General features: G+C 60.4%; 15 protein-coding genes. 5 read left to right on the top strand and 10 right to left on the bottom strand.

Going from position 1 to position 25,982, the window contains the following annotated elements; all coding sequences use genetic code 11:
• Window positions 1-22: 22 nt before the first annotated feature.
• Window positions 23-415, bottom strand: coding sequence for a 30S ribosomal protein S9 (gene rpsI, locus QMK51_RS05255; RefSeq protein WP_003205364.1), 393 nt, complete (start codon window positions 413-415; stop codon window positions 23-25).
• Between the two features lie 14 nt (window positions 416-429).
• On the bottom strand, window positions 430-858 hold the full coding sequence (gene rplM / locus QMK51_RS05250; RefSeq protein WP_007905295.1) for a 50S ribosomal protein L13: 429 nt from the start codon (window positions 856-858) through the stop codon (window positions 430-432).
• Between the two features lie 245 nt (window positions 859-1,103).
• On the opposite strand from rplM, the gene QMK51_RS05245 reads away from it, so the two are divergent.
• Window positions 1,104-2,144 (top strand): NADP(H)-dependent aldo-keto reductase, encoded by a 1,041-nt coding sequence (locus QMK51_RS05245; RefSeq protein ID WP_320393349.1) that lies wholly within the window; start codon window positions 1,104-1,106, stop codon window positions 2,142-2,144.
• A 103-nt stretch (window positions 2,145-2,247) separates the two neighbouring features.
• On the opposite strand, the gene QMK51_RS05240 is transcribed toward QMK51_RS05245, so the two are convergent.
• A complete protein-coding gene (locus QMK51_RS05240) occupies window positions 2,248-3,384 on the bottom strand; it encodes an acyl-CoA dehydrogenase family protein (RefSeq protein ID WP_320393348.1) in 1,137 nt (378 codons plus the stop codon).
• Between the two features lie 243 nt (window positions 3,385-3,627).
• On the opposite strand from QMK51_RS05240, the gene QMK51_RS05235 reads away from it, so the two are divergent.
• Window positions 3,628-4,524: a GlxA family transcriptional regulator gene (locus QMK51_RS05235; RefSeq protein WP_320394480.1), complete on the top strand. Its 897-nt coding sequence runs from the start codon at window positions 3,628-3,630 to the stop codon at window positions 4,522-4,524.
• Between the two features lie 193 nt (window positions 4,525-4,717).
• Here QMK51_RS05235 and zapE read toward each other — a convergent pair whose 3' ends face one another.
• From zapE to QMK51_RS05220, 3 genes are all read right to left on the bottom strand, one after another.
• The gene (gene zapE / locus QMK51_RS05230) at window positions 4,718-5,812 is read right to left on the bottom strand and encodes a cell division protein ZapE (protein ID WP_258699135.1); all 1,095 of its coding nucleotides are present in this window, start codon (window positions 5,810-5,812) and stop codon (window positions 4,718-4,720) included.
• 90 nt (window positions 5,813-5,902) lie between these two features.
• Window positions 5,903-7,258, bottom strand: a complete 1,356-nt coding sequence (locus tag QMK51_RS05225; RefSeq protein ID WP_320393347.1) for a tryptophan--tRNA ligase — start codon at window positions 7,256-7,258, stop codon at window positions 5,903-5,905.
• Window positions 7,259-7,282: 24 nt separating this feature from the next.
• Window positions 7,283-7,912: an alpha/beta hydrolase gene (locus tag QMK51_RS05220; RefSeq protein ID WP_320393346.1), complete on the bottom strand. Its 630-nt coding sequence runs from the start codon at window positions 7,910-7,912 to the stop codon at window positions 7,283-7,285.
• A gap of 144 nt (window positions 7,913-8,056) precedes the next feature.
• On the opposite strand from QMK51_RS05220, the gene QMK51_RS05215 reads away from it, so the two are divergent.
• The gene (locus tag QMK51_RS05215) at window positions 8,057-8,491 is read left to right on the top strand and encodes a YhcB family protein (protein ID WP_258699132.1); all 435 of its coding nucleotides are present in this window, start codon (window positions 8,057-8,059) and stop codon (window positions 8,489-8,491) included.
• Window positions 8,492-8,743: 252 nt separating this feature from the next.
• Here the strand turns inward: QMK51_RS05215 and QMK51_RS05210 are convergent, their stop codons facing one another.
• Together QMK51_RS05210 and QMK51_RS05205 are read right to left on the bottom strand one after the other, a co-directional pair.
• Window positions 8,744-9,469: an OmpA family protein gene (locus QMK51_RS05210; protein ID WP_320393345.1), complete on the bottom strand. Its 726-nt coding sequence runs from the start codon at window positions 9,467-9,469 to the stop codon at window positions 8,744-8,746.
• A 117-nt stretch (window positions 9,470-9,586) separates the two neighbouring features.
• Window positions 9,587-10,231 carry an MBL fold metallo-hydrolase gene (locus QMK51_RS05205; protein WP_258699130.1) on the bottom strand — a complete coding sequence of 215 codons (645 nt, stop codon included), beginning with the start codon at window positions 10,229-10,231 and terminating at the stop codon, window positions 9,587-9,589.
• 216 nt (window positions 10,232-10,447) lie between these two features.
• Between QMK51_RS05205 and QMK51_RS05200 the strand changes: the two genes are divergently transcribed.
• Window positions 10,448-19,225 carry a M10 family metallopeptidase C-terminal domain-containing protein gene (locus tag QMK51_RS05200; protein ID WP_320393344.1) on the top strand — a complete coding sequence of 2,926 codons (8,778 nt, stop codon included), beginning with the start codon at window positions 10,448-10,450 and terminating at the stop codon, window positions 19,223-19,225.
• 5 nt (window positions 19,226-19,230) lie between these two features.
• Window positions 19,231-21,489, top strand: coding sequence for a calcium-binding protein (locus QMK51_RS05195; RefSeq protein WP_320393343.1), 2,259 nt, complete (start codon window positions 19,231-19,233; stop codon window positions 21,487-21,489).
• Between the two features lie 73 nt (window positions 21,490-21,562).
• Here QMK51_RS05195 and QMK51_RS05190 read toward each other — a convergent pair whose 3' ends face one another.
• Window positions 21,563-24,301, bottom strand: a complete 2,739-nt coding sequence (locus tag QMK51_RS05190) for a LuxR C-terminal-related transcriptional regulator (RefSeq protein ID WP_320393342.1) — start codon at window positions 24,299-24,301, stop codon at window positions 21,563-21,565.
• Between the two features lie 310 nt (window positions 24,302-24,611).
• On the bottom strand, window positions 24,612-25,976 hold the full coding sequence (locus tag QMK51_RS05185) for a DUF1329 domain-containing protein (protein WP_320393341.1): 1,365 nt from the start codon (window positions 25,974-25,976) through the stop codon (window positions 24,612-24,614).
• Between the last annotated feature and the right edge of the window lie 6 nt (window positions 25,977-25,982).

Raw genomic sequence — 25,982 nt, 5'->3', positions numbered from 1 at the left:
TCTTTTTGAACGTGAAAGCGAATTAACGCTTCGAGTACTGCGGACGCTTACGCGCTTTACGCAGACCGACTTTCTTACGTTCAACTTCACGTGCATCGCGGGTTACGAAGCCGGCTTTGCGCAGAGCACCGCGCAGAGTTTCGTCGTAGTCCATCAGAGCGCGAGTGATACCGTGGCGGATCGCGCCAGCTTGACCACTTACACCACCGCCGATCACGGTGACGTAGATGTCGAACTTCTCGACAGTCTCAGTCAATTCCAGCGGCTGACGAACTACCATGCGGGCAGTTTCGCGGCCGAAGAAATTATCCAGCGAACGGTTGTTGATGGAGATGTTACCAGTGCCCGGACGCAGGAAAACGCGTGCGGTTGCGGTCTTGCGACGGCCAGTGCCGTAATTTTGAGTCGCCGACATAATGAACTATTCCGTTAAAACTTCAGTTCTTGGGGCTGCTGAGCAGTATGAGGGTGTACAGCGCCCGCATAGACTTTCAGCTTACGATACATGTCGCGACCCAGCGGGTTCTTAGGCAGCATGCCTTTGACCGCGGTCTCGATCACGCGCTCAGGGGCTTTAGCGATCAGCTTTTCGAAGTTGATCGACTTGATGCCGCCCGGGAAACCGGAGTGGGAGTAGTAGATTTTGTCGGTGGTTTTAGCACCGGTTACACGAATCTGCTCGGCATTGATAACGACGATGTAATCGCCGGTGTCAACGTGAGGAGTGTACTCAGCTTTATGCTTGCCACGCAGACGGCTCGCGATTTCGGTGGCCAGACGACCCAGGGTCTGACCTGCAGCGTCGACGACAAACCAGTCGCGCTGTACTGTTTCCGGTTTAGCAGTAAAAGTTTTCATTCTTTATAGCCTCAGGGGCCGCCCTGTAAATTAGACGGCGGATCTTACTGAATAGTGCGTACTTTGACAAGTCAAAGGCAGCCGGATACAGACGCTTTCGGGGGCTCGGGTCGGCGCGTCCGTTCAACGGCAAGATTCTTCGGCGGCGGCGCATCACTTCCACTGCAGAAAGAGGTGCGCAATTATGCAGATTGCGAAAAATATTTCAACCTGCTTTTATGATTGTTTTGCCCAAGGAGCACCCGATGGACTATCGCCAGCTAGGACGTACCGATCTGAACGTGAGTGCAATCTGCCTCGGCACCATGACCTGGGGCGAGCAAAACAGCGAGGCTGAAGCCTTCGCCCAGATCGAACGCGCCAAGGGCGCCGGGATCAATTTCATCGACACCGCCGAGATGTACCCGGTGCCGCCCAAAGCCGAAACCTACGCCACCACCGAGCGCTACATCGGCAACTACTTCAAAAGTCGCGGCGATCGGGCCGACTGGATCCTGGCGAGCAAGATCGCCGGCCCCGGCAACACCATCGACTACATCCGCGACAAAAACCTCAAGCACAATCGCGAGCATATCGTCGAAGCCGTGGACGCCAGCCTCAAGCGCTTGCAGACCGATTACATCGACCTCTATCAGTTGCACTGGCCGGAACGCAGCACCAATTTCTTCGGGCAACTGGGCTACAAGCACAAGAGCGAAGTCAACCTCACCCCGCTCGAAGACACGCTTGAAGCGCTGGACGAGCAGGTCAAGGCCGGCAAGATCCGCCACATCGGCCTGTCCAACGAAACCCCGTGGGGAACCATGCGTTTCCTCGCCCTCGCCGAAGCCCGTGGCTGGCCGCGCGCCGTATCGATCCAGAACCCCTACAACCTGCTCAATCGCAGCTTCGAAGTCGGCCTGGCGGAAATCGCCATCCGCGAACAGTGCGGCTTGCTCGCCTACTCGCCGCTGGCGTTCGGCTTCCTGTCGGGCAAGTACGAAGGTGGCGCGCGCCCACCCAAAGGTCGCCTGAGCCTCTACAGCCGCTTCAGTCGCTACTTCAACCCGCAATCGGAGGCAGCGTGCAGCCGTTATGTGGCGCTGGCCCGTGAACACGGCCTGGATCCGGCGCAGATGGCGCTGGCGTTCGTCACGCAGCAGCCGTTCGTGACCAGCAACATCATTGGCGCCACCACGCTTGAGCAACTGGACAGCAACATTGCCAGCTTCGATCTGAAACTGTCCGATGAAGTGATTGAGGGGATCGAGGCGATTCACCAGGATCAGCCGAATCCTGCGCCTTGATTGATCTTTAGATCCAATCGCGGGCAAGCCACGCTCCCACAGGAAATCACAAACCTGTGGGAGCGTGGCTTGCCCGCGATGGCGTCCGCCCAGTCACCGCAAATTACAGCGACCGCGCAATAATCTCCTTCATTATTTCGTTGGTCCCGGCATAAATCCGCTGCACCCGCGCATCCGCCCACGCCCGGGCGATCGGGTATTCCCACATGAACCCGTAACCGCCATGCAATTGCACGCACTCGTCGAGCACCTTGCATTGCAGGTCGGTGCCCCAGTACTTGGCCATCGCCGCTGTCGGCACGTCGAGCTCGCCTTGCAGATGCAGTTCCAGACAGCGATCGACGAAGACCCGGCCGATCTGGATATCGGTCGCCATTTCAGCCAGTTTGAAGCGGGTGTTCTGGAAATCGGCGATGGCCTTGCCGAAGGCCTTGCGCTCACGGGTGTAATCCAGCGTCCATTGCAACGCCGCTTCGGCTGACGCCAAGCCGCCCACCGCGACTGTCAGACGCTCCTGGGGCAATTCCTGCATCAGGTAAGCGAAGCCCATCCCGGCCTGGCCCAGCAGGTTTTCCTTCGGCACACGCACATCCTGAAAAAACAGCTCCGAGGTGTCCTGAGCCTTCATGCCGACTTTTTCCAGACGTTTGCCTTTGGCGAAGCCCGGAGTGTTGGCCTCCACCAGAAATAAACTGGTGCCCTTCGCCCCAGCCTTCGGATCGGTCTTGGCCACGACGATTACCAGGTCAGCCAGAAAGCCGTTGGTGATGAAGGTCTTCGAACCGTTGATCACATATTCGTCGCCGTCCAGCACCGCAGTGGTTTTCACCCCTTGCAGGTCGGAACCCGCACCGGGCTCGGTCATGGCAATGGCCGTCACCATCTCGCCAGACACCAGTTTGGGCAGGTATTTGTGTTTCAGCGCTTCACTGCCGTAATGCAGGATGTAAGGCGCAACAATGTCCGAATGAAGAGAAAAGCCGATCCCGGTCAACCCCAGACGGCCGACCTCCTCGATCACCACCGCGCTGTAGAGAAAGTCCACCCCCAGCCCGCCGTATTCTTCCGGCAGATGGGAGCAAAGCATCCCCGCCTCCCCTGCCTTATTCCAGAGATTGCGCTCGATATAGCCTTGTTTTTCCCAGTGCCCATGGAACGGCACGGCCTCTTTTTCGAGGAACGTTCGCACGCTGTCGCGAAAAAGTTCGTGCTCGGGACTGAACAAGGTTCTGGGGATCATGGGGCACCTGTCGTTTTGTTAGACGGAATTGACCTTCAGAGACTATGCCTCGCTTCCGATACAGGACACTGGACACACCCGACAAAAAATAAGACGATCCAGCCGTCTGGTGACCACTTTCCCCTATAAGAATAAAGTTGAATTATGTCTAACCAAGTCTCCAAGCCCTTGCGGCGTGTCAGTATCCTGGCTATCGATCGGGTTTTCGCCTCCACCCTCATGCAAGCCAAGGATTTCTTCCATCTGGCCAGCCTGCGCTATGGCAAACAACTGGGCCACGGCCTGACACCGGCGTTTGAAACCCGGCTGGTCAGCCCCGACGGCAAACCGGTGAACAGCTTCAGCGATGTGATCATGCCGGTGGACGGCGGCCTGGAAAATACTGACGTCATTATCCTTCCCGCCTTCTGGGACGATTTCGACACGCTCTGCAGACGTTATCCACAGGTGCTGCCGTGGCTGCGCGAACAACACGCCCGCGGGGCAGTGCTGTGCGGCGAAGCCACGGGGGTGTTCTGGCTCGCCGAAGCCGGGCTGCTCAATGGCAAGGAAGCGACCACGTACTGGCGATTCTTCAATGCCTTCGCCGAACGCTTCCCACAGGTTCAACTCAATCAGGACAAGCACCTGACCGACGCCGACAACCTGTATTGCGCCGGCGGCACCACTTCGGCCTGCGACCTCTACATTTACCTGATCGAGCGCTTTTGCGGTGCCAACGTGGCCCAGGCCGTGGCCCGTGACATTCTTTATGAAGTGCAGCGCAGCTACGCGCCGGGACGGATCGGTTTCGGCGGGCAGAAACTGCACCAGGACGTGATCATCCTGCAGATCCAGCATTGGCTCGAAGAACACTTCGCCGACAAATTCCGCTTCGAAGACGTGGCCCGCGAACACGGCATGAGCATCCGCAACTTCATGCGCCGCTTCCAGACCGCCACCGGCGACAAACCATTGCATTACCTGCAACGCCTGCGCATCGAAACCGCCAAGGGCTTGTTGTCCGCCAGCCGCAAGAGCATCAAGACCATCAGTTATGAAGTCGGCTACGACGACGCGAGCTTCTTCGCCCGGCTGTTCCGCCAGCACACGGAGTTGTCGCCGAACCAGTATCGGCAGCAGTTTCAGCAGGCGGCATAGCCCTAGAGAACAACAATCAACTGTGGGAGCGAGCCTGCTCGCGATGACGGCCTCACATCCAAAAAAGAGGTGACTGACAGACCGCAATCGCGAGCAGGCTCGCTCCCACAGGGGGCTTGGTGAGCCAGACAGTTTCTACAGCGCACAAAAAAGAGCCTGCATATGCAGGCCTTTTTTTATTTTCCGAACCGCCCTACGGCTTGTGCGCCCTGGACAGAAACTCATGCGACTGCATTTCCAGCAGGCGGCTGAGGGTGCGCTGGAACTCGAAGTTCAAACGACCGCCGGTATAGAGGTCTTTGAGCTCGACTTCGGCAGAAATGATCAGCTTCACGTTGCGGTCGTAGAACTCGTCGACCATGTTGATAAAGCGTCGGGCGATGTCGTCGGTGGTGACGCTCATCTGCTCGACATCACTGAGCAACACGGCGTGGAAAATCTTGCCCAGCTCGATGTAATCGTTCTGGCTGCGCGGGCCGTCACAGAGTTCGCGGAAGTCGAACCAGGCCACGTCATCGCAGGTGCGCACGGCACGGATTTCACGGTTCTCGATCACCAGCACATCGTTCTCGATGGCTGCCGTACATTCCGGCGTCAAGGCGCGGAAGCTCTTGCGCAGGCTTTCCTGAGCGGCTGCATCCAGCGGGAAGTGGAACAGCTCCGCTTGCTCGAGGTGACGCAGACGGTAATCGACGCCACTGTCGACGTTGACGATCTCGGTGTTCTGCTTGATCAGCGCAATGGCCGGCAGGAAGCGCGCACGTTGCAAGCCGTCCTTGTACAGACCGTCCGGCACAATGTTCGAGGTCGCGACCAGGGTCACGCCGTTCTTGAACAGTTCTTCCATCAACGTGCCAAGGATCATGGCGTCGGTGATGTCGGAGACGAAGAACTCATCGAAACAAATCACTCGCGACTCGTCGGAGAAGCGCTTGGCGATGATAGTCAGCGGGTTTTTCTCGCCGCCCAGGGTCTTCATCTCTTCGTGCACGCGCTTCATGAAGCGGTGGAAGTGAGTGCGAGTCTTTTCCTTGAACGGCAAGGCTTCGAAAAAGGTGTCGACCAGGTAAGTCTTGCCGCGACCAACGCCGCCCCAGAAGTACAGGCCCTTGACCGGCATCTGGTCTTTCTTGCCAAACAGTTTGCCGAGCAGGCCCGGTTTGTTCTGCGAGGCCGCGACCAGATCGTCGTACAGACGCTGCAAATGGCGCACGGCGGTTTCCTGCGCGGCGTCATGGAAGAATTCCGGGCGTTTCAGATCAGCTTGATATCGTTCTAGGGGCGTCATAATTCGTTAGCAAGGCAACAAAAACGGGCCGTCACTGTAGCGACGGCCCGTGGGAATGGCAATCGGCCCTTGGTCGGACCGAGCCGTTGATTATTCCTGAACCGGTGTCAGGGCAACCCGCAACGCGTCGATGGCAGCATCGCGAGCCGTCGTGTCGGCGAAGGCCGGGCTGTCGGCAACGCACTCGCCTTCCAGCCAGACGCTGAAGCTCAAGTCTTCGCTGCGCACGTCCAATGGCTGACCGGATTGCAGTTGCTTGGTCACTTGCCCTGCGGTTTTGCCATCGGCGAAGTTGCGCGACAGCAGCAGTTGTTCGCCATCGGCGGCCAGCAGACGGAAGCGGAAACTGCCGTCATCTTCGCGGAAGCTGACAAAGCGCGCGGCTTTCGCAGCTTTCTTCTTGGTAGTGGCCGCGACTTGGGTCTGGGCGACGAAAGAACGCAGGCCGACCGCCTCGCGCAGTTCGTGGAGGAACGGTGTCGCCACCGAGCGGGCCTTTTTGGCGCCGATCTGCAGAATGTCTTCCAGATCCGCCGGGCGCTCGATCAACTGGTGATAACGCTCACGGGATTCGCCCAATTCGCTGTCCAGCAACTGGAACAGACGATTTTTCGCCTCGCCCCAACCCAGGCCCTGCAACAGTTCGCTGCGGAATTCGTCGGCCTGCGCCGGGGTGGCGAACGCCTGGAACAGGGTGAACAGGTGCGAGTTATCCGGATCCTTCGCTTCGCCCGGAGCCCGGGAGTCGGTCACGATCCGCGAAATCGCGTCCTTCATTTCTTTGGCGCTGCTGAACAACGGAATGGTGTTGTCGTAGCTCTTCGACATCTTGCGACCGTCGAGGCCCGGCAAGGTGGCCACGCTCTCCTCGATCAACGCTTCAGGCATGGTGAAGAACTCTTTGCCCTGACCGAACAAGTGGTTGAAGCGCTGGCCGATGTCCCGGGCCATTTCCACGTGCTGGATCTGGTCACGGCCGACCGGCACCTTGTGAGCGTTGAACATCAGGATGTCCGCAGCCATCAACACCGGGTAGCTGTACAAGCCCATGGTGATGCCCGCATCCGGGTCTTCGCCGGTCTCGACGTTCTTGTCCACCGACGCCTTGTAGGCGTGGGCGCGGTTGAGCAGGCCCTTGGCGGCCACGCAGGTCAGCAGCCAGGTCAGTTCAGGGATTTCCGGGATGTCGGACTGGCGATAGAAGGTCACGCGGTCCACGTCCAGGCCACCGGCCAGCCAGGTCGCGGCGATTTCCAGACGCGAGCGCTGGATGCGCAGCGGGTCATCGCATTTGATCAGGGCGTGGTAGTCGGCCAGGAAGTAGAACGAATCAGCATTGCTGTCACGGCTGGCGACGATCGCCGGACGGATGGCGCCGGCGTAGTTGCCCAGGTGCGGCGTGCCGGTGGTGGTGATGCCGGTGAGGATACGGGTACGAGTCGTCATGGGTAATCGCTTGTCAGACTGCAATCAATTCGAAAGACGCGGCAGGATCAGATCCTTGAGATCGGTCAGCTTGCCATGAAAAAAGTGTCCGCATTCTGCCACTTTCAGCAGCTCATGGGGGCGATCGAGTGCGTCGGACCAGTCGTAAACGAGCTGCGGATCGATGACTTCGTCGGTTTCCGGCTGGATCAGGGTCAATGCACCTTGGTGCGGCAGTTGATCCTGATCGCCCAGGCGCATGACGGCGGGCGCGACCATGAACAGATGCTTGAGCTGCTCGCCCCCGGCTTCCAGACGCCCACCGAGACTTGCTGCCACAAAACCGCCGAAGGAGAAACCGAACAGGGTCAAAGGTATTTCTGGATGTTTGGCCCGCAGCCACTCGGCCACCGCCTGGGCATCGTCGACTTCGCCGGTGCCCATGTCGTGTGCGCCTTCACTGGCGCCGACGCCACGGTAGTTGAAACGCAAGGTAATCAAACCGGCGTCGCGCGCGGTGCGCTGCAAGGTCGAGACGACCTTGTTGAGCATGGTGCCGCCCTGCACCGGGTTCGGGTGGCAAATCAGCGCCAGGCCGCGGGGCTGGTCGTTGTCCAGGTAAAGTGCTTCGAGTTGGCCGACCGGGCCATCAATCACTACAGGGGTTTCGCGCATAAGCAAGGAAGGAACTCCGTGACCTCGAATCGGGTCGACTCGTCTAGCCAATTGTCTGTGCCAATCTATTGCGAGTGAATCGCGGTATACAGCGCAGGTTCGAGCCGTTAACGTAAAGCAAAGCCGTTTATAGAGGAAGGACTCGTGGAACACTCGCTCTTAGTTTGGTTGTTGCCGACTCTTGCCCTGGTTGTGGGTGTCGCCATTGGATTCCTGATCGCTCGCCTGGTGCCGAATGCCGCGCCTAACCGCACGCAACGTCAGCTGGATGATATTCAGGAACGTTTTGACAGTTACCAGAACGAAGTGGTCACCCACTTCAACAGCACTGCAACACTGGTCAAGAAACTGACTCAAAGCTATCAGGAAGTGCAGGATCATCTCACCGAGGGTGCCAACCGTCTGGCCCTGGACGAGCAGACTCGCCAACGCTTGCTGGCTGCCCTGCACGCCGACGCGGCGCAGGCTCCACGGGAGCGCCTGACGCCACCGCGCGATCAGGAGCCGCCTCGCGACTACGCCCCCAAAGCCCCGAACGCGCCGGGCATGCTCGATGAGCATTACGGCCTGAAGAAGTAATCAGGTTTCGCGCGACACAAAAAGCCCTCGGACAAGCGATTGTCCGAGGGCTTTTTTGTTTCTGAAGGCTTTTGCCAGCGCGGGCCTCATCGCGAGCAGGCTCGCTCCCACATATGACCGCGTACCGATCCAGCAACTCGGTCTAATGTGGGAGCGAGCCTGCTCGCGATAGGGCCTGAGCAGACAACAAAAAACCGCTCGATCTGTTGAGGATCGGGCGGTTTTTTGTACGCCTGGGATTCAGTCAGGCTGTTACTGATACTGCTGAACAGGCTGGCCCTGCTGCTGATATTCCTGACCTGGAATCGCCTTCAGGTTGACCTCGACGCGGCGGTTCTGTGCCCGGCCATTGGCATCGCCGTTACTGGCAATCGGATTATCCGGCCCGGCACCACGCGCCGACAGGTTGGTGCCGCTGACACCCTGGGAGGTCAGGTACGTCGCCACGCTCTGGGCGCGACGCTGGGACAAGTCCATGTTGTGCTGACGGCTACCGGTGCTGTCGGTGTAGCCGACGATCTCGATCTGGTTCTGGTTGAACTCCTTGAGCGAGCCCGCCAGATTATTCAGCGGCTGGTAGAAGCTCGACGCGATGTTCGCCGAATCGGTGGCGAACGTGATGTTGCCCGGCATGATCAGCTTGATCTGATCGCCCTGACGCTGCACTTCAACCCCAGTGTTGGCCATGCTGGCCCGCAGTTTTTTCTCCTGCTGGTCGGCGTAGTAACCGTAACCGGCGGCGGAAGCCCCCACCACGGCGGCACCAATCAGCGCACCCTTGCCACGGTTATCGTGACTGATGGCAGCACCGGCCAGCGCACCGGCCAGGGCGCCGAGGCCACCGTATTTGGCGGTTTTGCTCATGCCCGTGGAGCCACCATCAGCCTGACCCTGGTTGTCATAAGGGTTCGGCGATGCACAACCAGACAACAGAGCCACCGCAGTAGCGACAACAATCAAACGACGCGAGGTGAACATGGAGGAGCTCCTACTTTTTTGCATTCTGTGGTGCAACGGACTTAAGCAATGAACCTATGCGGGCGTTGGATCATGGGCAACGCCAAAAATTCCGTCGTGCCTTTCACAACTGCAGCATCAGGCTCGCACAAAGGGGTTGCCGCGCATTTCATCGCCCAGACAGGTGTCCGGGCCATGCCCGGCCACCACGGTTGCCTCTTCGTCGAGGGTATACAACCGTTGCTTGATCGAACGCACGAGGGTCGCCTGATCGCCACCCCACAAATCCGTACGCCCTACCCCGCGACGAAACAACGTGTCACCGGCAATCAGCAGCTTAGCCTCTGAAAACCAGAAGCTCATGGAACCGGGCGTATGACCCGGTGTGTGCAACGCCACGCCACAACCGCAAGCCAGCTCTTCATCGTCGGCCAACCAGCGATCCGGCGATGGCACCGGGGTGTAGGGCACGCCGAACATCTGGCACTGCATCTCCAGATTGTCCCAGAGGAATTGATCTTCCTTATGCAGGTGCAGCGTTGCGCCAGTTTTCTCCTTCAACTGACCGGAGGCCAGGAAATGATCGAGGTGCGCATGGGTGTGGATGATGCTGACCACCTTCAAGCCCAACGCGTCGAGGCGAGCGAGGATCAGTTCGTGATTGCCGCCCGGGTCGACGACGATGGCTTTTTTGGTAATGGGGTCGCCGATGATTGTGCAGTTGCATTGGAGGGGGCCGACAGGGAAGGTTTCGCGGATGAGCGCTGGGGTCGGAGCGTTCATGGGAGGTCCTGATTAGTCAATTTCGAACAGGATACCAGCGCGCATTCCTCAAGACTCACTGGAGCGCGCCGACACAGATTCGCCGGCCATTTTTTTGACGTCATAAATAAAAAAATAATGGCCATGTGATATCAATTGACGCTGATCCTGATGCAAAATCGCTTTCTTGTAGCGACCACATACAGGACGGTCGCGGCTCTTTCAGGATATTAAAAAATGTCGTCTCCTCGCGGTTATGTTTTAACAAAGCCATCTTTTCTGACCGGCAACCAACAAGTCGACAGCCTGATCTACGGCACCTCCTGGCTGAGCCCTGACTTCGGTGGAGATATATTCGCGACACGACTGACTTACAGTTTCATCCAACCCGGCCAGTCGTATTTCACTGCTGATTACAGCCCCCACAACGAGTTCCTGAATAGTTTTGCCCTGACATCGGCCCAACAAAACGCCGTGACCGGTGCGCTTGGCGCCTGGAGCGCCGTGGCCAACGTCAAGTTCACTCTGGTCAATGACAACATCAACACCGTGGGCGACTTGCGATTCGGCGGCTATTGGGACATGGACGACGACGCCGCTGCCTGGGCCTACTTCCCCGACCGGACACCGGCGGGCGGGGATGTCTGGATCGGGCCGGAGACGAACAACGCTGCGCCCGTCAAAGGCACCTACGACTTCATGACGTTCGTGCATGAAATCGGTCATTCCCTGGGCCTCAAGCATCCATTCGAGTCGAGCCAATCCAACAGCACGCTGATCTCGCCCCTGCTCGATGATTCGCATTACACGATCATGAGCTACAACAATGCGTATTCCTATCAGCCGACGACACCGATGCTGCTGGATATTATCGCTATCCAGAAGATTTACGGCGCCAACATGCTTTGGCAAACCGGTGACAACGTCTATCGCTGGGCACCCGACCAATCAGTGTTCGAAACCATCTGGGATGCCGGCGGAAACGATACGATCGATGCCAGCAACCAGCAGGCGGCCGTCAGACTGAACCTGAATGAGGGCGAGTTCAGCAACATCGGCAAGGCATTCATCGACATTGCGAACCTGGAACTGATCAATGACGGGCTGGCGATCGCCTTTGGCACCAAAATCGAAAATGCCACCGGTTCGGCCTTTGATGATGAGCTGATCGGTAATGCGCTGGGCAACGTTCTCGATGGCGGTGCTGGCCAAGACGTCATGATTGGCGGTGCAGGCAACGACGTTTACGTTGTGGATAATGTTAATGACGTGGTGGTGGAAACCAGCACTTCGCTGACCGAAATCGACACGGTCATGTCATCCATCAACTACACCCTGGGCAGCACCAGCAATCTGGAGAACCTGACCCTCACCGGCAGCGATAATCTGGACGGTACCGGTAATGCGCTGAGCAACCGCCTCGCCGGCAACGCTGGCAATAACACGTTGGACGGCAGCCTCGGTGCCGACGTGATGATTGGTGGCTCCGGCAATGACACCTACATCGTCGACAACATCAAGGACGCAGTCACCGAAACCAGCACCCTGGCGAGCGAAATCGACACCGTGCGCTCCTCGATCAGTTGGACCCTGGGCGCCAACCTGGAAAACCTCACCCTCACCGGCAGCGATAACCTTACCGGTATCGGCAACGCCCTGAACAACGTGCTGACCGGCAACAACGGCAACAACATCCTCAACGGCGCGGCCGGCCTGGACACGCTGATCGGCGGCGCCGGCAACGACACTTACGTCCTCGACCAGGCCGGCGAACTGGAGCTACTGCAGGACGACGTTGATCAAGGCAGCGACCTGCTGTACATCAACTACACCTCGACCCTGGCCGGCAGCACCGTCGATCTCAGCCAAAGCAACCTGCAAAACGTCGAAGATGTCACCGTCACCGGCCTCGGCAACTTCACCGTGATCGGCAACGACCTGAACAATATTCTGATCGGCAACAACTACGACAACACCCTCCTGGGTGGGGCCGGCAACGACTGGCTGGATGGCTGGGCCGGGGCTGACAAGCTCAATGGCGGCAGTGGCGATGACACCTATGTCATGTTCAACAATGGTGTACAAGTCACCGAACTGGCTGACGAAGGCCACGACCTGATCAAGACAGCAGTGAGCCACTCTTTGGAAGCCAACGTCGAGGATGGCGAGCTGCTCGGATCTGCAGCGCTGAGCCTCACAGGTAATGAACTCGACAACAGCCTCACCGGCAACGCCGCCGCCAACATCCTCGACGGCCGGGGTGGGGCCGACACCCTGGACGGCGGTGCGGGCAATGACACCTACTACGTCGACAACATCGGCGACACGGTGATCGAACGCGGCACCTCGTTGAGCGAAATCGACACGGTCGCGTCGTCGATCAGCTACACCCTGGGCAGTAACGTCGAGAACCTGACCCTTATCAACTTCGACGACCTGAATGCTACCGGTAATGCCCTGAATAACCGCCTCGTCGGTAACTACGGCGACAACACCCTGGACGGAGGCCTTGGCGCCGACGTCATGATCGACGACCGCGGCAGCGACACCTACATCGTCGACAACCTCAAGGACGTGGTCATTGAGACCGGATTCTCGCTGTGGGATATCGACACCGTGCGCTCCTCGGTCAGCTGGACCCTGGGGGCCAACCTGGAAAACCTTACCCTCACCGGCAGCGACAACCTCAACGGCCTCGGCAATGCCCTGAACAACGTGCTGACCGGCAACAGCGGCAACAACATCCTCAACGGCGCGGCCGGCCTGGACACGCTGATCGGCGGCGCCGGCGACGACACCTACGTCCTCGACCAGGCCGGCGAACTGGCGCTGCTGCAGGAAACCGCCGACCAGGGCCGCGACCTGCTGAACATCAACTACACCTCGACTCCGACCACCAGCACCGTCGACCTCAGCCAAAGCAACCTGCAGAACGTCGAAAACGTCACCGTCACCGGTATCGGTGCCTTCACCGTGATCGGCAACGACCTGAACAACACCCTGCAAGGCAACGCCTACGTCAACACCCTGCAGGGCGGTGCCGGCGACGACTGGCTGGATGGCGGCGCCGGGGGCGACACCCTCGTCGGCGGCAGTGGCGACGACACCTACATCATCGACAACGACGCCGACAAAATCACCGAACTGGCCGGCGAAGGCCGCGACCAGATCCGCACGACGGTGAGCTACATCCTGTCGGCCAACGTCGAAGACGGCGTGCTGCTGGGTACTGCGGCACTCAATATGATCGGCAACGAACTCGACAACAGCCTCACCGGCAACGCCGCCGCCAACACCCTCAATGGCGGGGCCGGTCAAGACCTCATGACTGGCGGTGCAGGCAACGACGTTTACGTTGTGGATAATGTTAATGACGTGGTGGTGGAAACCAGCACCTCGCTAACCGAAATCGACACGGTGCTGTCATCGATCAGCTACACCCTGGGCAGCACTAGCAATCTGGAATACCTGACCCTCACCGGCGGCGATAATCTGGACGGTACCGGTAATGCGCTGAGCAACCGCCTGATCGGCAACAGCGGCAATAACGTGCTGGACGGCGGAAGCGGCGCCGACGTGATGATCGGCGGTTTCGGCAACGACACCTACAGCGTCGACAACCTCAAGGACGTGGTCGCCGAGACCAGTACCCTGGCGAGCGAAATCGACACCGTGCGCTCCTCGGTCAGCTGGACCCTGGGTGCCAACCTGGAAAACCTGACCCTGACCGGCAGCGACAACCTCAACGGCCTCGGCAATGCCCTGAACAACGTGCTGACCGGCAACGGCGGCAACAACATCCTCAACGGCGCGGCCGGCCTGGACACGCTGATCGGCGGCGCCGGCGACGACACCTACGTCCTCGACCAGGCCGGCGAACTGGCGCTGCTGCAGGAAACCGCCGACCAGGGCCGCGACCTGCTGAACATCAGCTACACCTCGACCCCGACCACCAGCACCGTCGACCTCAGCCAAAGCAACCTGCAGAACGTCGAAAACGTCACCGTCACCGGCCTCGGTGCCTTCACCGTGATCGGCAACGACCTGAACAACACCCTGCAAGGCAACGCCTACGTCAACACCCTGCAGGGCGGTGCCGGCGACGACTGGCTGGATGGCGGCGCCGGGGGCGACACCCTCGTCGGCGGCAGTGGTGATGACACCTACATCATCGACAACGACGCCGACAAAATCACCGAACTGGCCGGCGAAGGCCGCGACCAGATCCGCACGACGGTGAGCTACATCCTGTCGGCCAACGTCGAAGATGGCGTGCTGTTGGGTACTGCGGCACTCAATATGATCGGCAACGAACTCGACAACAGCCTCACCGGCAACGCCGCCGCCAACACCCTCAATGGCGGGGCCGGTCAAGACCTCATGACTGGCGGTGCAGGCAACGACGTTTACGTTGTGGATAATGTTAATGACGTGGTGGTGGAAACCAGCACCTCGCTAATCGAAATCGACACGGTGCTGTCATCGATCAGCTACACCCTGGGCAGCAACGTCGAGAACCTGACCCTGACCGGCAACGACAACCTCACCGGTATCGGCAACGCCCTGAACAACGTGCTGATCGGCAACAACGGCAACAACGTGCTGGAGGGCGGAAGCGGCGTCGATGTGATGATCGGCGGTTTCGGCAACGACACCTACAGCGTCGACAACCTCAAGGACGTGGTCGCCGAGACCAGTACCCTGGCGAGCGAAATCGACACCGTGCGCTCCTCGGTCAGCTGGACCCTGGGTGCCAACCTGGAAAACCTGACCCTGACCGGCAGCGACAACCTCAACGGCCTCGGCAATGCCCTGAACAACGTGCTGACCGGCAACGGCGGCAACAACATCCTCAACGGCGCGGCCGGCCTGGACACGCTGATCGGCGGCGCCGGCGACGACACCTACGTCCTCGACCAGGCCGGCGAACTGGCGCTGCTGCAGGAAACCGCCGACCAGGGCCGCGATCTGCTGAACATCAGCTACACCTCGACCCCGATCACCAGCACCGTCGACCTCAGCCAAAGCAACCTGCAGAACGTCGAAAACGTCACCGTCACCGGTATCGGTGCCTTCACCGTGATCGGCAACGACCTGAACAACACCCTGCAAGGCAACGCCTACGTCAACACCCTGCAGGGCGGCGCCGGCGACGACTGGCTGGATGGCGGCGCCGGGGGCGACACCCTCGTCGGCGGCAGTGGCGACGACACCTACATCATCGACAACGACGCCGACAAAATCACCGAACTGACCGGCGAAGGCCGCGACCAGATCCGCACGACGGTGAGCTACATCCTGTCGGCCAACGTCGAAGATGGCGTGCTGTTGGGTACTGCGGCACTCAATATGATCGGCAACGAACTCGACAACAGCCTCACCGGCAACGCCGCCGCCAACACCCTCAATGGCGGGGCCGGCGCCGACACCCTGGACGGCGGGGCCGGCAACGACACCTACCTCGTCGACAACGTCGGCGACACGGTGATCGAACGCGGTACCTCGCTGAGCGAGATCGACACGGTCGCGTCGTCGATCAGCTACACCCTGGGCAGCAACGTCGAGAACCTGACCCTGACCGGCAACGACAACCTCACCGGTATCGGCAACGCCCTGAACAACGTGCTGATCGGCAACAATGGCAATAACACGTTGGACGGCAGTCTCGGCGCCGACGTGATGATCGGCGGCTTCGGCAACGACACCTACAGCGTCGACAACCTCAAGGACGTGGTCGCCGAGACCAGTACCCTGGCGAGCGAAATCGACACCGTGCGCTCCTCGGTCAGCTGGACCCTGGGGGCCAACCTGGAAAACCTCACCCTCACCGGCAGCGACAACCTCAACGGCCTCGGCAATGCCCTGAACAACGTGCTGACCGGCAACAGCGGCAACAACATCCTCAACGGCGCGGCCGGCCTGGACACCATGATCGGCGGCGCCGGCGACGACACCTACGTCCTCGACCAGGCCGGCGAACTGGCGCTGCTGCAGGAAACCGCCGACCAGGGCCGCGATCTGCTGAATATCAACTACACCTCGACCCCGACCACCAGCACCGTCGACCTCAGCCAAAGCAACCTGCAGAACGTCGAAAACATCACCGTCACCGGTATCGGTGCCTTCACCGTGATCGGCAACGACCTGAACAACACCCTGCAAGGCAACGCCTACGTCAACACCCTGCAGGGCGGTGCCGGCGACGACTGGCTGGATGGCGGCGCCGGGGGCGACACCCTCGTCGGCGGCAGTGGCGATGACACCTACATCATCGACAACGACGCCGACAAAATCACCGAACTGACCGGCGAAGGCCACGACCAGATCCGCACGACGGTGAGCTACATCCTGTCGGCCAACGTCGAAGACGGCGTGCTGCTGGGTACTGCGGCACTCAATATGATCGGCAACGAACTCGACAACAGCCTCACCGGCAACGCCGCCGCCAACACCCTCAATGGCGGTTCCGGCCAAGACCTCATGACTGGCGGTGCAGGCAACGACGTTTACGTTGTGGATAATGTTAATGACGTGGTGGTGGAAACCAGCACCTCGCTAACCGAAATCGACACGGTGCTGTCGTCGATCAGCTACACCCTGGGCAGCAACGTCGAGAACCTGACCCTGACCGGCAACGACAACCTCACCGGTATCGGCAACGCCCTGAACAACGTGCTGATCGGCAACAACGGCAACAACGTGCTGGAGGGTGGAAGCGGCGTCGACGTGATGATCGGCGGCTTCGGCAACGACACCTATGTCGTCGACAACCTCAAGGACGTGGTCGCCGAGACCAGTACCCTGATATCTGAAGTCGACACCGTGCGCTCCTCGGTCAGCTGGACCCTGGGTGCCAACCTGGAAAACCTCACCCTCACCGGCAGCGACAACCTCAACGGCCTCGGCAATGCCCTGAACAACGTGCTGACCGGCAACAGCGGCAACAACATCCTCAACGGCGCGGCCGGCCTGGACACGCTGATCGGCGGCGCCGGCGACGACACCTACGTCCTCGACCAGGCCGGCGAACTGGCGCTGCTGCAGGAAACCGCCGACCAGGGCCGCGATCTGCTGAACATCAGCTACACCTCGACCCCGATCACCAGCACCGTCGACCTCAGCCAAAGCAACCTGCAGAACGTCGAAAACGTCACCGTCACCGGTATCGGTGCCTTCACCGTGATCGGCAACGACCTGAACAACACCCTGCAAGGCAACGCCTACGTCAACACCCTGCAGGGCGGCGCCGGCGACGACTGGCTGGATGGCGGCGCCGGGGGCGACACCCTCGTCGGCGGCAGTGGCGACGACACCTACATCATCGACAACGACGCCGACAAAATCACCGAACTGACCGGCGAAGGCCGCGACCAGATCCGCACGACGGTGAGCTACATCCTGTCGGCCAACGTCGAAGATGGCGTGCTGTTGGGTACTGCGGCACTCAATATGATCGGCAACGAACTCGACAACAGCCTCACCGGCAACGCCGCCGCCAACACCCTCAATGGCGGGGCCGGCGCCGACACCCTGGACGGTGGCGCGGGCAACGACACCTACCTCGTCGACAACGTCGGCGACACGGTGATCGAACGCGGTACCTCGCTGACCGAGATCGACACGGTCGCGTCGTCGATCAGCTACACCCTGGGCAGCAACGTCGAGAACCTGACCCTGATGGGCAACGACAACCTCACCGGTATCGGCAACGCCCTGAACAACGTGCTGATCGGCAACAACGGCAACAACGTGCTGGAGGGTGGAAGCGGCGCCGACGTGATGATTGGCGGCTCCGGCAATGACACCTATGTCGTCGACAACCTCAAGGACGTGGTCGCCGAGACCAGTACCCTGATATCTGAAGTCGACACCGTGCGCTCCTCGATCAGTTGGACCCTGGGGGCCAACCTGGAAAACCTCACCCTCACCGGCAGCGACAACCTCAACGGCCTCGGCAACACCCAGAACAACACCCTGCTCGGCAACGCCGGCAACAACATCCTCAACGGCGCGGCCGGCCTGGACACCATGATCGGCGGCGCCGGCGACGACACCTACGTCCTCGACCAGGCCGGCGAACTGGCGCTGCTGCAGGAAACCGCCGACCAGGGCCGCGATCTGCTGAACATCAACTACACCTCGACTCCGACCACCAGCACCGTCGACCTCAGCCAAAGCAACCTGCAGAACGTCGAAAACGTCACCGTCACCGGTATCGGTGCCTTCACCGTGATCGGCAACGACCTGAACAACACCCTGCAAGGCAACGCCTACGTCAACACCCTGCAGGGCGGCGCCGGCGACGACTGGCTGGATGGCGGCGCCGGGGGCGACACCCTCGTCGGCGGCAGTGGCGACGACACCTACATCATCGACAACGACGCCGACAAAATCACCGAACTGACCGGCGAAGGCCGCGACCAGATCCGCACGACGGTGAGCTACATCCTGTCGGCCAACGTCGAAGATGGCGTGCTGTTGGGTACTGCGGCACTCAATATGATCGGCAACGAACTCGACAACAGCCTCACCGGCAACGCCGCCGCCAACACCCTCAATGGCGGGGCCGGCGCCGACACCCTGGACGGCGGGGCCGGCAACGACACCTACCTCGTCGACAACGTCGGCGACACGGTGATCGAACGCGGTACCTCGCTGAGCGAGATCGACACGGTCGCGTCGTCGATCAGCTACACCCTGGGCAGCAACGTCGAGAACCTGACCCTGACCGGCAACGACAACCTCACCGGTATCGGCAACGCCCTGAACAACGTGCTGATCGGCAACAATGGCAATAACACGTTGGACGGCAGTCTCGGCGCCGACGTGATGATCGGCGGCTTCGGCAACGACACCTACAGCGTCGACAACCTCAAGGACGTGGTCGCCGAGACCAGTACCCTGGCGAGCGAAATCGACACCGTGCGCTCCTCGGTCAGCTGGACCCTGGGGCCAACCTGGAAAACCTCACCCTCACCGGCAGCGACAACCTCAACGGCCTCGGCAATGCCCTGAACAACGTGCTGACCGGCAACAGCGGCAACAACATCCTCAACGGCGCGGCCGGCCTGGACACCATGATCGGCGGCGCCGGCGACGACACCTACGTCCTCGACCAGGCCGGCGAACTGGCGCTGCTGCAGGAAACCGCCGACCAGGGCCGCGATCTGCTGAATATCAACTACACCTCGACCCCGACCACCAGCACCGTCGACCTCAGCCAAAGCAACCTGCAGAACGTCGAAAACATCACCGTCACCGGTATCGGTGCCTTCACCGTGATCGGCAACGACCTGAACAACACCCTGCAAGGCAACGCCTACGTCAACACCCTGCAGGGCGGTGCCGGCGACGACTGGCTGGATGGCGGCGCCGGGGGCGACACCCTCGTCGGCGGCAGTGGCGATGACACCTACATCATCGACAACGACGCCGACAAAATCACCGAACTGACCGGCGAAGGCCACGACCAGATCCGCACGACGGTGAGCTACATCCTGTCGGCCAACGTCGAAGACGGCGTGCTGCTGGGTACTGCGGCACTCAATATGATCGGCAACGAACTCGACAACAGCCTCACCGGCAACGCCGCCGCCAACACCCTCAATGGCGGTTCCGGCCAAGACCTCATGACTGGCGGTGCAGGCAACGACGTTTACGTTGTGGATAATGTTAATGACGTGGTGGTGGAAACCAGCACCTCGCTAACCGAAATCGACACGGTGCTGTCGTCGATCAGCTACACCCTGGGCAGCAACGTCGAGAACCTGACCCTGACCGGCAACGACAACCTCACCGGTATCGGCAACGCCCTGAACAACGTGCTGATCGGCAACAACGGCAACAACGTGCTGGAGGGTGGAAGCGGCGTCGACGTGATGATCGGCGGCTTCGGCAACGACACCTATGTCGTCGACAACCTCAAGGACGTGGTCGCCGAGACCAGTACCCTGATATCTGAAGTCGACACCGTGCGCTCCTCGGTCAGCTGGACCCTGGGTGCCAACCTGGAAAACCTCACCCTCACCGGCAGCGACAACCTCAACGGCCTCGGCAATGCCCTGAACAACGTGCTGACCGGCAACAGCGGCAACAACATCCTCAACGGCGCGGCCGGCCTGGACACGCTGATCGGCGGCGCCGGCGACGACACCTACGTCCTCGACCAGGCCGGCGAACTGGCGCTGCTGCAGGAAACCGCCGACCAGGGCCGCGATCTGCTGAACATCAGCTACACCTCGACCCCGATCACCAGCACCGTCGACCTCAGCCAAAGCAACCTGCAGAACGTCGAAAACGTCACCGTCACCGGCCTCGGTGCCTTCACCGTGATCGGCAACGACCTGAACAACACCCTGCTCGGCAACGCCGCCGCCAACATCCTCGACGGCAAGGCCGGGGCCGACACCCTGGACGGTGGTGCCGGCAACGATACCTACCTCGTCGACAACCTCGGCGACACGGTGATCGAACGCGGCACCTCGCTGACCGAAATCGACACGGTCATGTCGTCGATCAGCTACACCCTGGGCAGCAACCTCGAGAACCTGACCCTCACCGGCAGCGACAACCTCGACGCCACCGGTAACGCCCTGGGCAACCGTCTGATCGGCAACAGCGGCAGCAACGTTCTGGATGGCGGAACCGGTGCCGACCTGATGATCGGCGGCACCGGCAACGACACCTATATCGTCGACAACCTCCAGGACGCGGTCACCGAGACCAGTACCCTGGCGAGCGAAATCGACACCGTGCGCTCTTCGGTGAGCTGGACCCTGGGTGCCAATCTGGAAAACCTCACCCTCACCGGCAGCAACAATCTCAACGGTGTCGGCAACACCCTGAACAACGTTATCAACGGCAACGACGGCAATAACCTGCTCAATGGCGGGGCGGGCAACGACCTGCTCGACGGTGGTGTGGGCAATGACCTACTGGTGGGAGGCATGGGTGTAGACACCCTCACGGGCGGCTCCGGTGCCGACCGGTTTGTTTTCAATTTGCTCAGCGAGCTGGGTAAAGGGGCAACCAGCGACGTCATCACCGACTTCAGCAGCCTGCAGGGCGACAAGATCGACCTGTCGAAACTCGATGCCAATATGCTCACCTCTGCGTTCAACACCTTCACCTTCATTGACTCGAATGCGTTCACAGGATCAGGACAACTGCGTTTCGAAGATCATGTGCTGTATGGCAACGTCAATGGCACGCTGGGTGCGGATTTCGAAATCCAGCTGGTAGGCGTGGACACCTTTAGTGCCAACGATCTGGTGGTATGACAAGGGCAATACAATGAAAAACGCCCCGACTTGTTCGGGGCGTTTTTCTTTAAGAGATGCCGTTGTCCCTCAGCTAAGACAACACCCCCAACTCCTTCGCCCGCGCCACCGCCTGCGTGCGCCGCTCAACCCCCAACTTACTGTTGATATGGCTGGCATGGGTCTTCACCGTATGCAGCGAAATGAACAACTGATCGCTGATTTCCTGGTTCGAACACCCTTGGGCGATCAGTTGCAAAACGGCCAGTTCACGCGTACTGAGTTGTTCCGCAGCAGGCGACGCCTCCAGCATCGGGCGGGAGACCAGAGCCGGAAGCTTTTCCGAGAGGCTCAGCGAAACGGCCGTTGGCGCACAGAGTTGAAGTTGCCCGCGCAGCCAGTCCGGGTGCTCGGCCAGCAATTGGTCGAACGGTTGCAGGACGCCACCGGCGGCCGCTTCCAACGCCTGGATCAGAGCCTTGCGGGCCTCGGGCTCGCGATCGCCCGCCAACAACAGCGTGATTGTCTGATTCAGCGCCATCACGCTGAGCATCTGCCGGTCGGTGCGCTGACCGTGTTCATGCAGCGCGTTCAAGCGCCCTTCGGCGAGCATGGGCTGGCCCTTCATCACGTCCAGCAACGCCTGTTGCAGTTCAATGTGCAGCGGCAGTTGCGGATGGAATTCCGGCGGTGCCGCCGGGTGCTCGCCGTTGTAGGTCTGGCCCAGTCGCGCAAGCCAGGCTTCGGCCAGATCGGTGCGGCCCTGGACCAGCCAGAGTTCGCATTTGACCAGGGTAATCATCGCCAGATAGTAAATCGGCGGGACGTCCCAGATGTGCATCAGCCGCTCGGCCTCGGCAAGTTCGGCGAAGGCTTTCGCGAATTCGCCGCTGTTGCCGTCCAGCCGGGCAATTACGCAGTGGCCGATCAGCACGCTGATGTCGCGACAGGCCCTGGCTTCCCCCAACCCCGCCAGCAAACGCGCCCGCGCGGCCTGGGGTTGCAAGCGCAGCGCCAGCAAAAAACCCTCGTACAAGGTCAAACGTGCGCGCACCGCATAAAGCCGTTGCGGGGATAAGCCTTGCAGGCGTTGCTGCCCCTGACGGACTTCATCCAGTGAACGAAGAATCTCCCCGCGCGCTTGCAACACGCGGGCGCGGTCGTAATGGGCCAGCGCCTCGAACAACGGGTTACCGACCCGTTGTGCCAGCTCAAGGGACTCACGATTCAACCCTCGTGCACGCCAGAGATCGCTGTCGGCAATGGCCAGGTTGGACAATGTCGAGAGGCACATCAGGCGCTGTCCATAGCGTTTGGCCGGCAGGCTTTCCAGCGCTTCGGTGCAATAGAGCAGCGTCAGCTGCCGATTGCCTCGCCCCCGGGCAATGATGCCGCTCAGGGCCAGCCATTGCGCCAGCATGGACTTTTGCGCCGTGGCCGATGGCGCTGGCAGGAAGCGGCTCAGGTGACTGGCCAGCTCCTCGGCGGCGTCCAGTTGACAGGCCAGCCCCAACGCCCAGCTGTAGAGCACGATCAACCGTGGCGTGCTGATCAGCAGGCTGTCGGGCAAGTCCATTTTCCAGCGCAGCAGCATGCCGACGTTCTGCTCGGCCAGCAGCTGTTCTTCAGAGAGGTTTTGTACCAGATTCGCTGCAACATCCAGGTGCCCGGCGCGCAACGCTTGCTCTACCGCTTCATCGAGTAGTCCCTGGGTGTTGAACCAGCGGCAGGCACGCAGATGCAGGCTGGCTGTCGGCACCATCGCCTGGGCGCTGGGCCGGCTGCGCAGCAGGTCGGAAAACAGGTGGTGATAGCGATACCAGTGACCGTGTTCGTCCAGTGGCACCAGAAATACCTGATGCGCCAGCAGGAAACGCAGGATCTCGGCGCTGTCATGAGCTTCGCGCACGGCGTCGCACAGTTCGCTGCAAAAGCGCTCTTGTGGCGCGGTGTCGTACAGGAATGACTGCACCTCGGCGGGCAGGCAATCGATCACCTCTTCGAGCAGGTAATCACGAATCAGCCCTTCCCCACCGTACAACGACTGGGGCAATGCGCCCTCGCTGCCCGCTTCGGAGGCCGCCAGCAGCCAGAAACGCAGCCCGGCCACCCAGCCTTCGCTGCGCTGGATCAAACTCTCCAGCGCCTCGCCACGCAATGAAATGCTGTGTCGATCCAGCAGCGTCAGGGCTTCATCGTGGGTCAGTCGAAGGTCTTGCTCATGCAACTCGAGCAGTTGTCGCGACAGCCGCAGGCGCGCCAGATGCCAGTCCGGACGCTGCCGGCTAGTAACCATGACCAGCAGGCCATCGGGTAAATGATTGAGAAAAAATTGCAGGCAACGATCAAGCACCGGGCCTTGGGCCAGATGATAGTCATCGAACACCAGCAGCAACGGCTTGCCGGGTGAAAGGTGCACCGCCAGCTCATCGAGCAAACCGTCCAGCCATTCTTCGAAGGCAAACGGCTGATGACGTTGGCGCATTTTCAGCAGCCCCAGCGCCTGGCTGCCCAACTGCGGGAAATACTCCTGAAGACCTTCGAGCAGGCGCTCAAGAAAACGGCCCGGATCGCTGTCCCGTGGACTTAACCCCAGCCACAGGCTTTGCCAATGCTCCGGTAAACCCTGACAAAACTCCACTGCCAATGAACTCTTGCCGAACCCCGCCGGAGCGCTGATCAGCAACAACCTGCCACCCAGACCTGCACTCAGGCGCTCGCACAGACGCCGCCGCAGCACATGGCCGTCGGGCAGCGGGGGTCGGAAAAAGCGCCCGCCCAGTGCCGCGACGGCAACGCTTTCAGGGCCCGGAAGTGGGGACAGATCAGTCATGGCCGGCTCTTGTTTGAAATACTGATGGCGGCGTTACAGATGTCCGCAGCCTAGCGGTAAACGAAGAGCTATTGAAGGTTATTGCTACAAATGGCTACAAAAAGACTACAACCAGAGATGTCCGGCTCATAACGCCTGAATGTCGGCAAAAAGTTCGCAGCCGCTCCTGCACCGACCGAGTACACCCGCAACATCGCGGCGTACGCATAACCTGTAGGAGCTGCCGCAGGCTGCGATCTTTTGAAGGAAAAAAAACGCCCCGAACCAGTCGGGGCGTTTTTTCGAGGATGCGGCCTCGGTTTACAACGTATTAGCGAACGCCTTCCTGACGCAACGCGGCCGGAGTGAAGTCGGCGGTGCTGGCGGTGAAGCCGAAGTTATACGCCGACTTCTCTTCGTTCTTCATGCCCAGTGCCAGGTAGCGGCCCGATTGCAGGTCGTACAAGGTTTCGAGGGCGTACCACGGCACTTGCTTGTCGTAGTAGTTCTCGGCGTGAGCCTCGGCGACGCGCCACAGTTGCCCGCGACCGTCGTAGTGGTCGACCACTGCCGCCTGCCAGGTGTCTTCGTCGATGTAGAAGTCACGTTTGGCGTAGATGTGACGCTGACCTTCCTTCAGGGTCGCGACCACATGCCAGACCCGACGCAGTTCATAGCGAGCCAGGTCCTGGTTGATGTGACCGGCCTTGATGATGTCGGCGTACTTCAGTTGAGGCGAATCGAGCTTGTAGCTGTCGGAGGCGATGTACATCTCTTTCTTGCCTTCGAGCTTCCAGTCATAGCGATCCGGCGCACCGTTGTACATGTCCAGGTTGTCGGAGGTACGCAGGCCATCGGCTGCGGTACCCGGTCCGTCATAGGACACTTGCGGCGCACGACGCACGCGGCGCTGCCCGGCGTTGTAGACCCACGCCGAACGCGGCTCTTTAACCTGATCGAGGGTTTCGTGAACCAGTAGCACGCCACCGGCCAGACGCGCCGGCGCGGTCACTTTCTGCTTGAAGTAGAACAGAATGTTGCCCGGATTTTTTGGGTCGTAATCCTTCATCTTGTCGCGGAACACGAACTGGTCCTCGAAGTACACCAGGCTGAACGAGCCGTTCGGCTGTGGCGTGGCCTGGGTTATCAGACGGGTCACGCTGCCACCGCGATAACGGGTGATGTGGTTCCAGATCACTTCAACGCCGCTTTTCGGAATCGGGAACGGGATCGCGGTTTCGAAGTTTTCCAGACCGTTGCCGCCGGACACCAGGTTAGTGTTGGTGGCGTTCTTCTTGATGGAGGCGAACACGTCATCCGGCACGGTGGCACCGCGATGGGACGGATAGACCGGCATCTTGAAGGTTTCCGGGTAGCGCTTGAACATCGCGTACTGGCCCGGTGCGAGCTTGTCCTTGTACTGGTCGACGTTCTGCGCGGTGATGGTGAACAGCGGTTTTTCACTCGCGAACGGATCAGACAGAAAACCCTTGCTGTCCACGCTACCGGCGTTTTTCGGCATGGGTTTCCAGGCCGGGATCGAGCCGTCGGCGTTGCCTGCCATCTCGGCGCCCATCGGGGTCAGGCTCTTGCCCAGCTTGTCCGCTTCGGCGGCCGGGACCGCCGCCATGACACCGGTCGCCAGCAGCGAAAGCCCCAGAACGCCAACGTGGAACAGACTCTTTGTTATCTTCATAAATGT

The organism is Pseudomonas sp. P9_31 (assembly GCF_034008235.1).
Lineage (GTDB): Bacteria > Pseudomonadota > Gammaproteobacteria > Pseudomonadales > Pseudomonadaceae > Aquipseudomonas.
The sequence above is the reverse complement of the archived record's forward strand: the minus strand, read 5'-3'. Positions and strand labels throughout refer to the sequence as shown.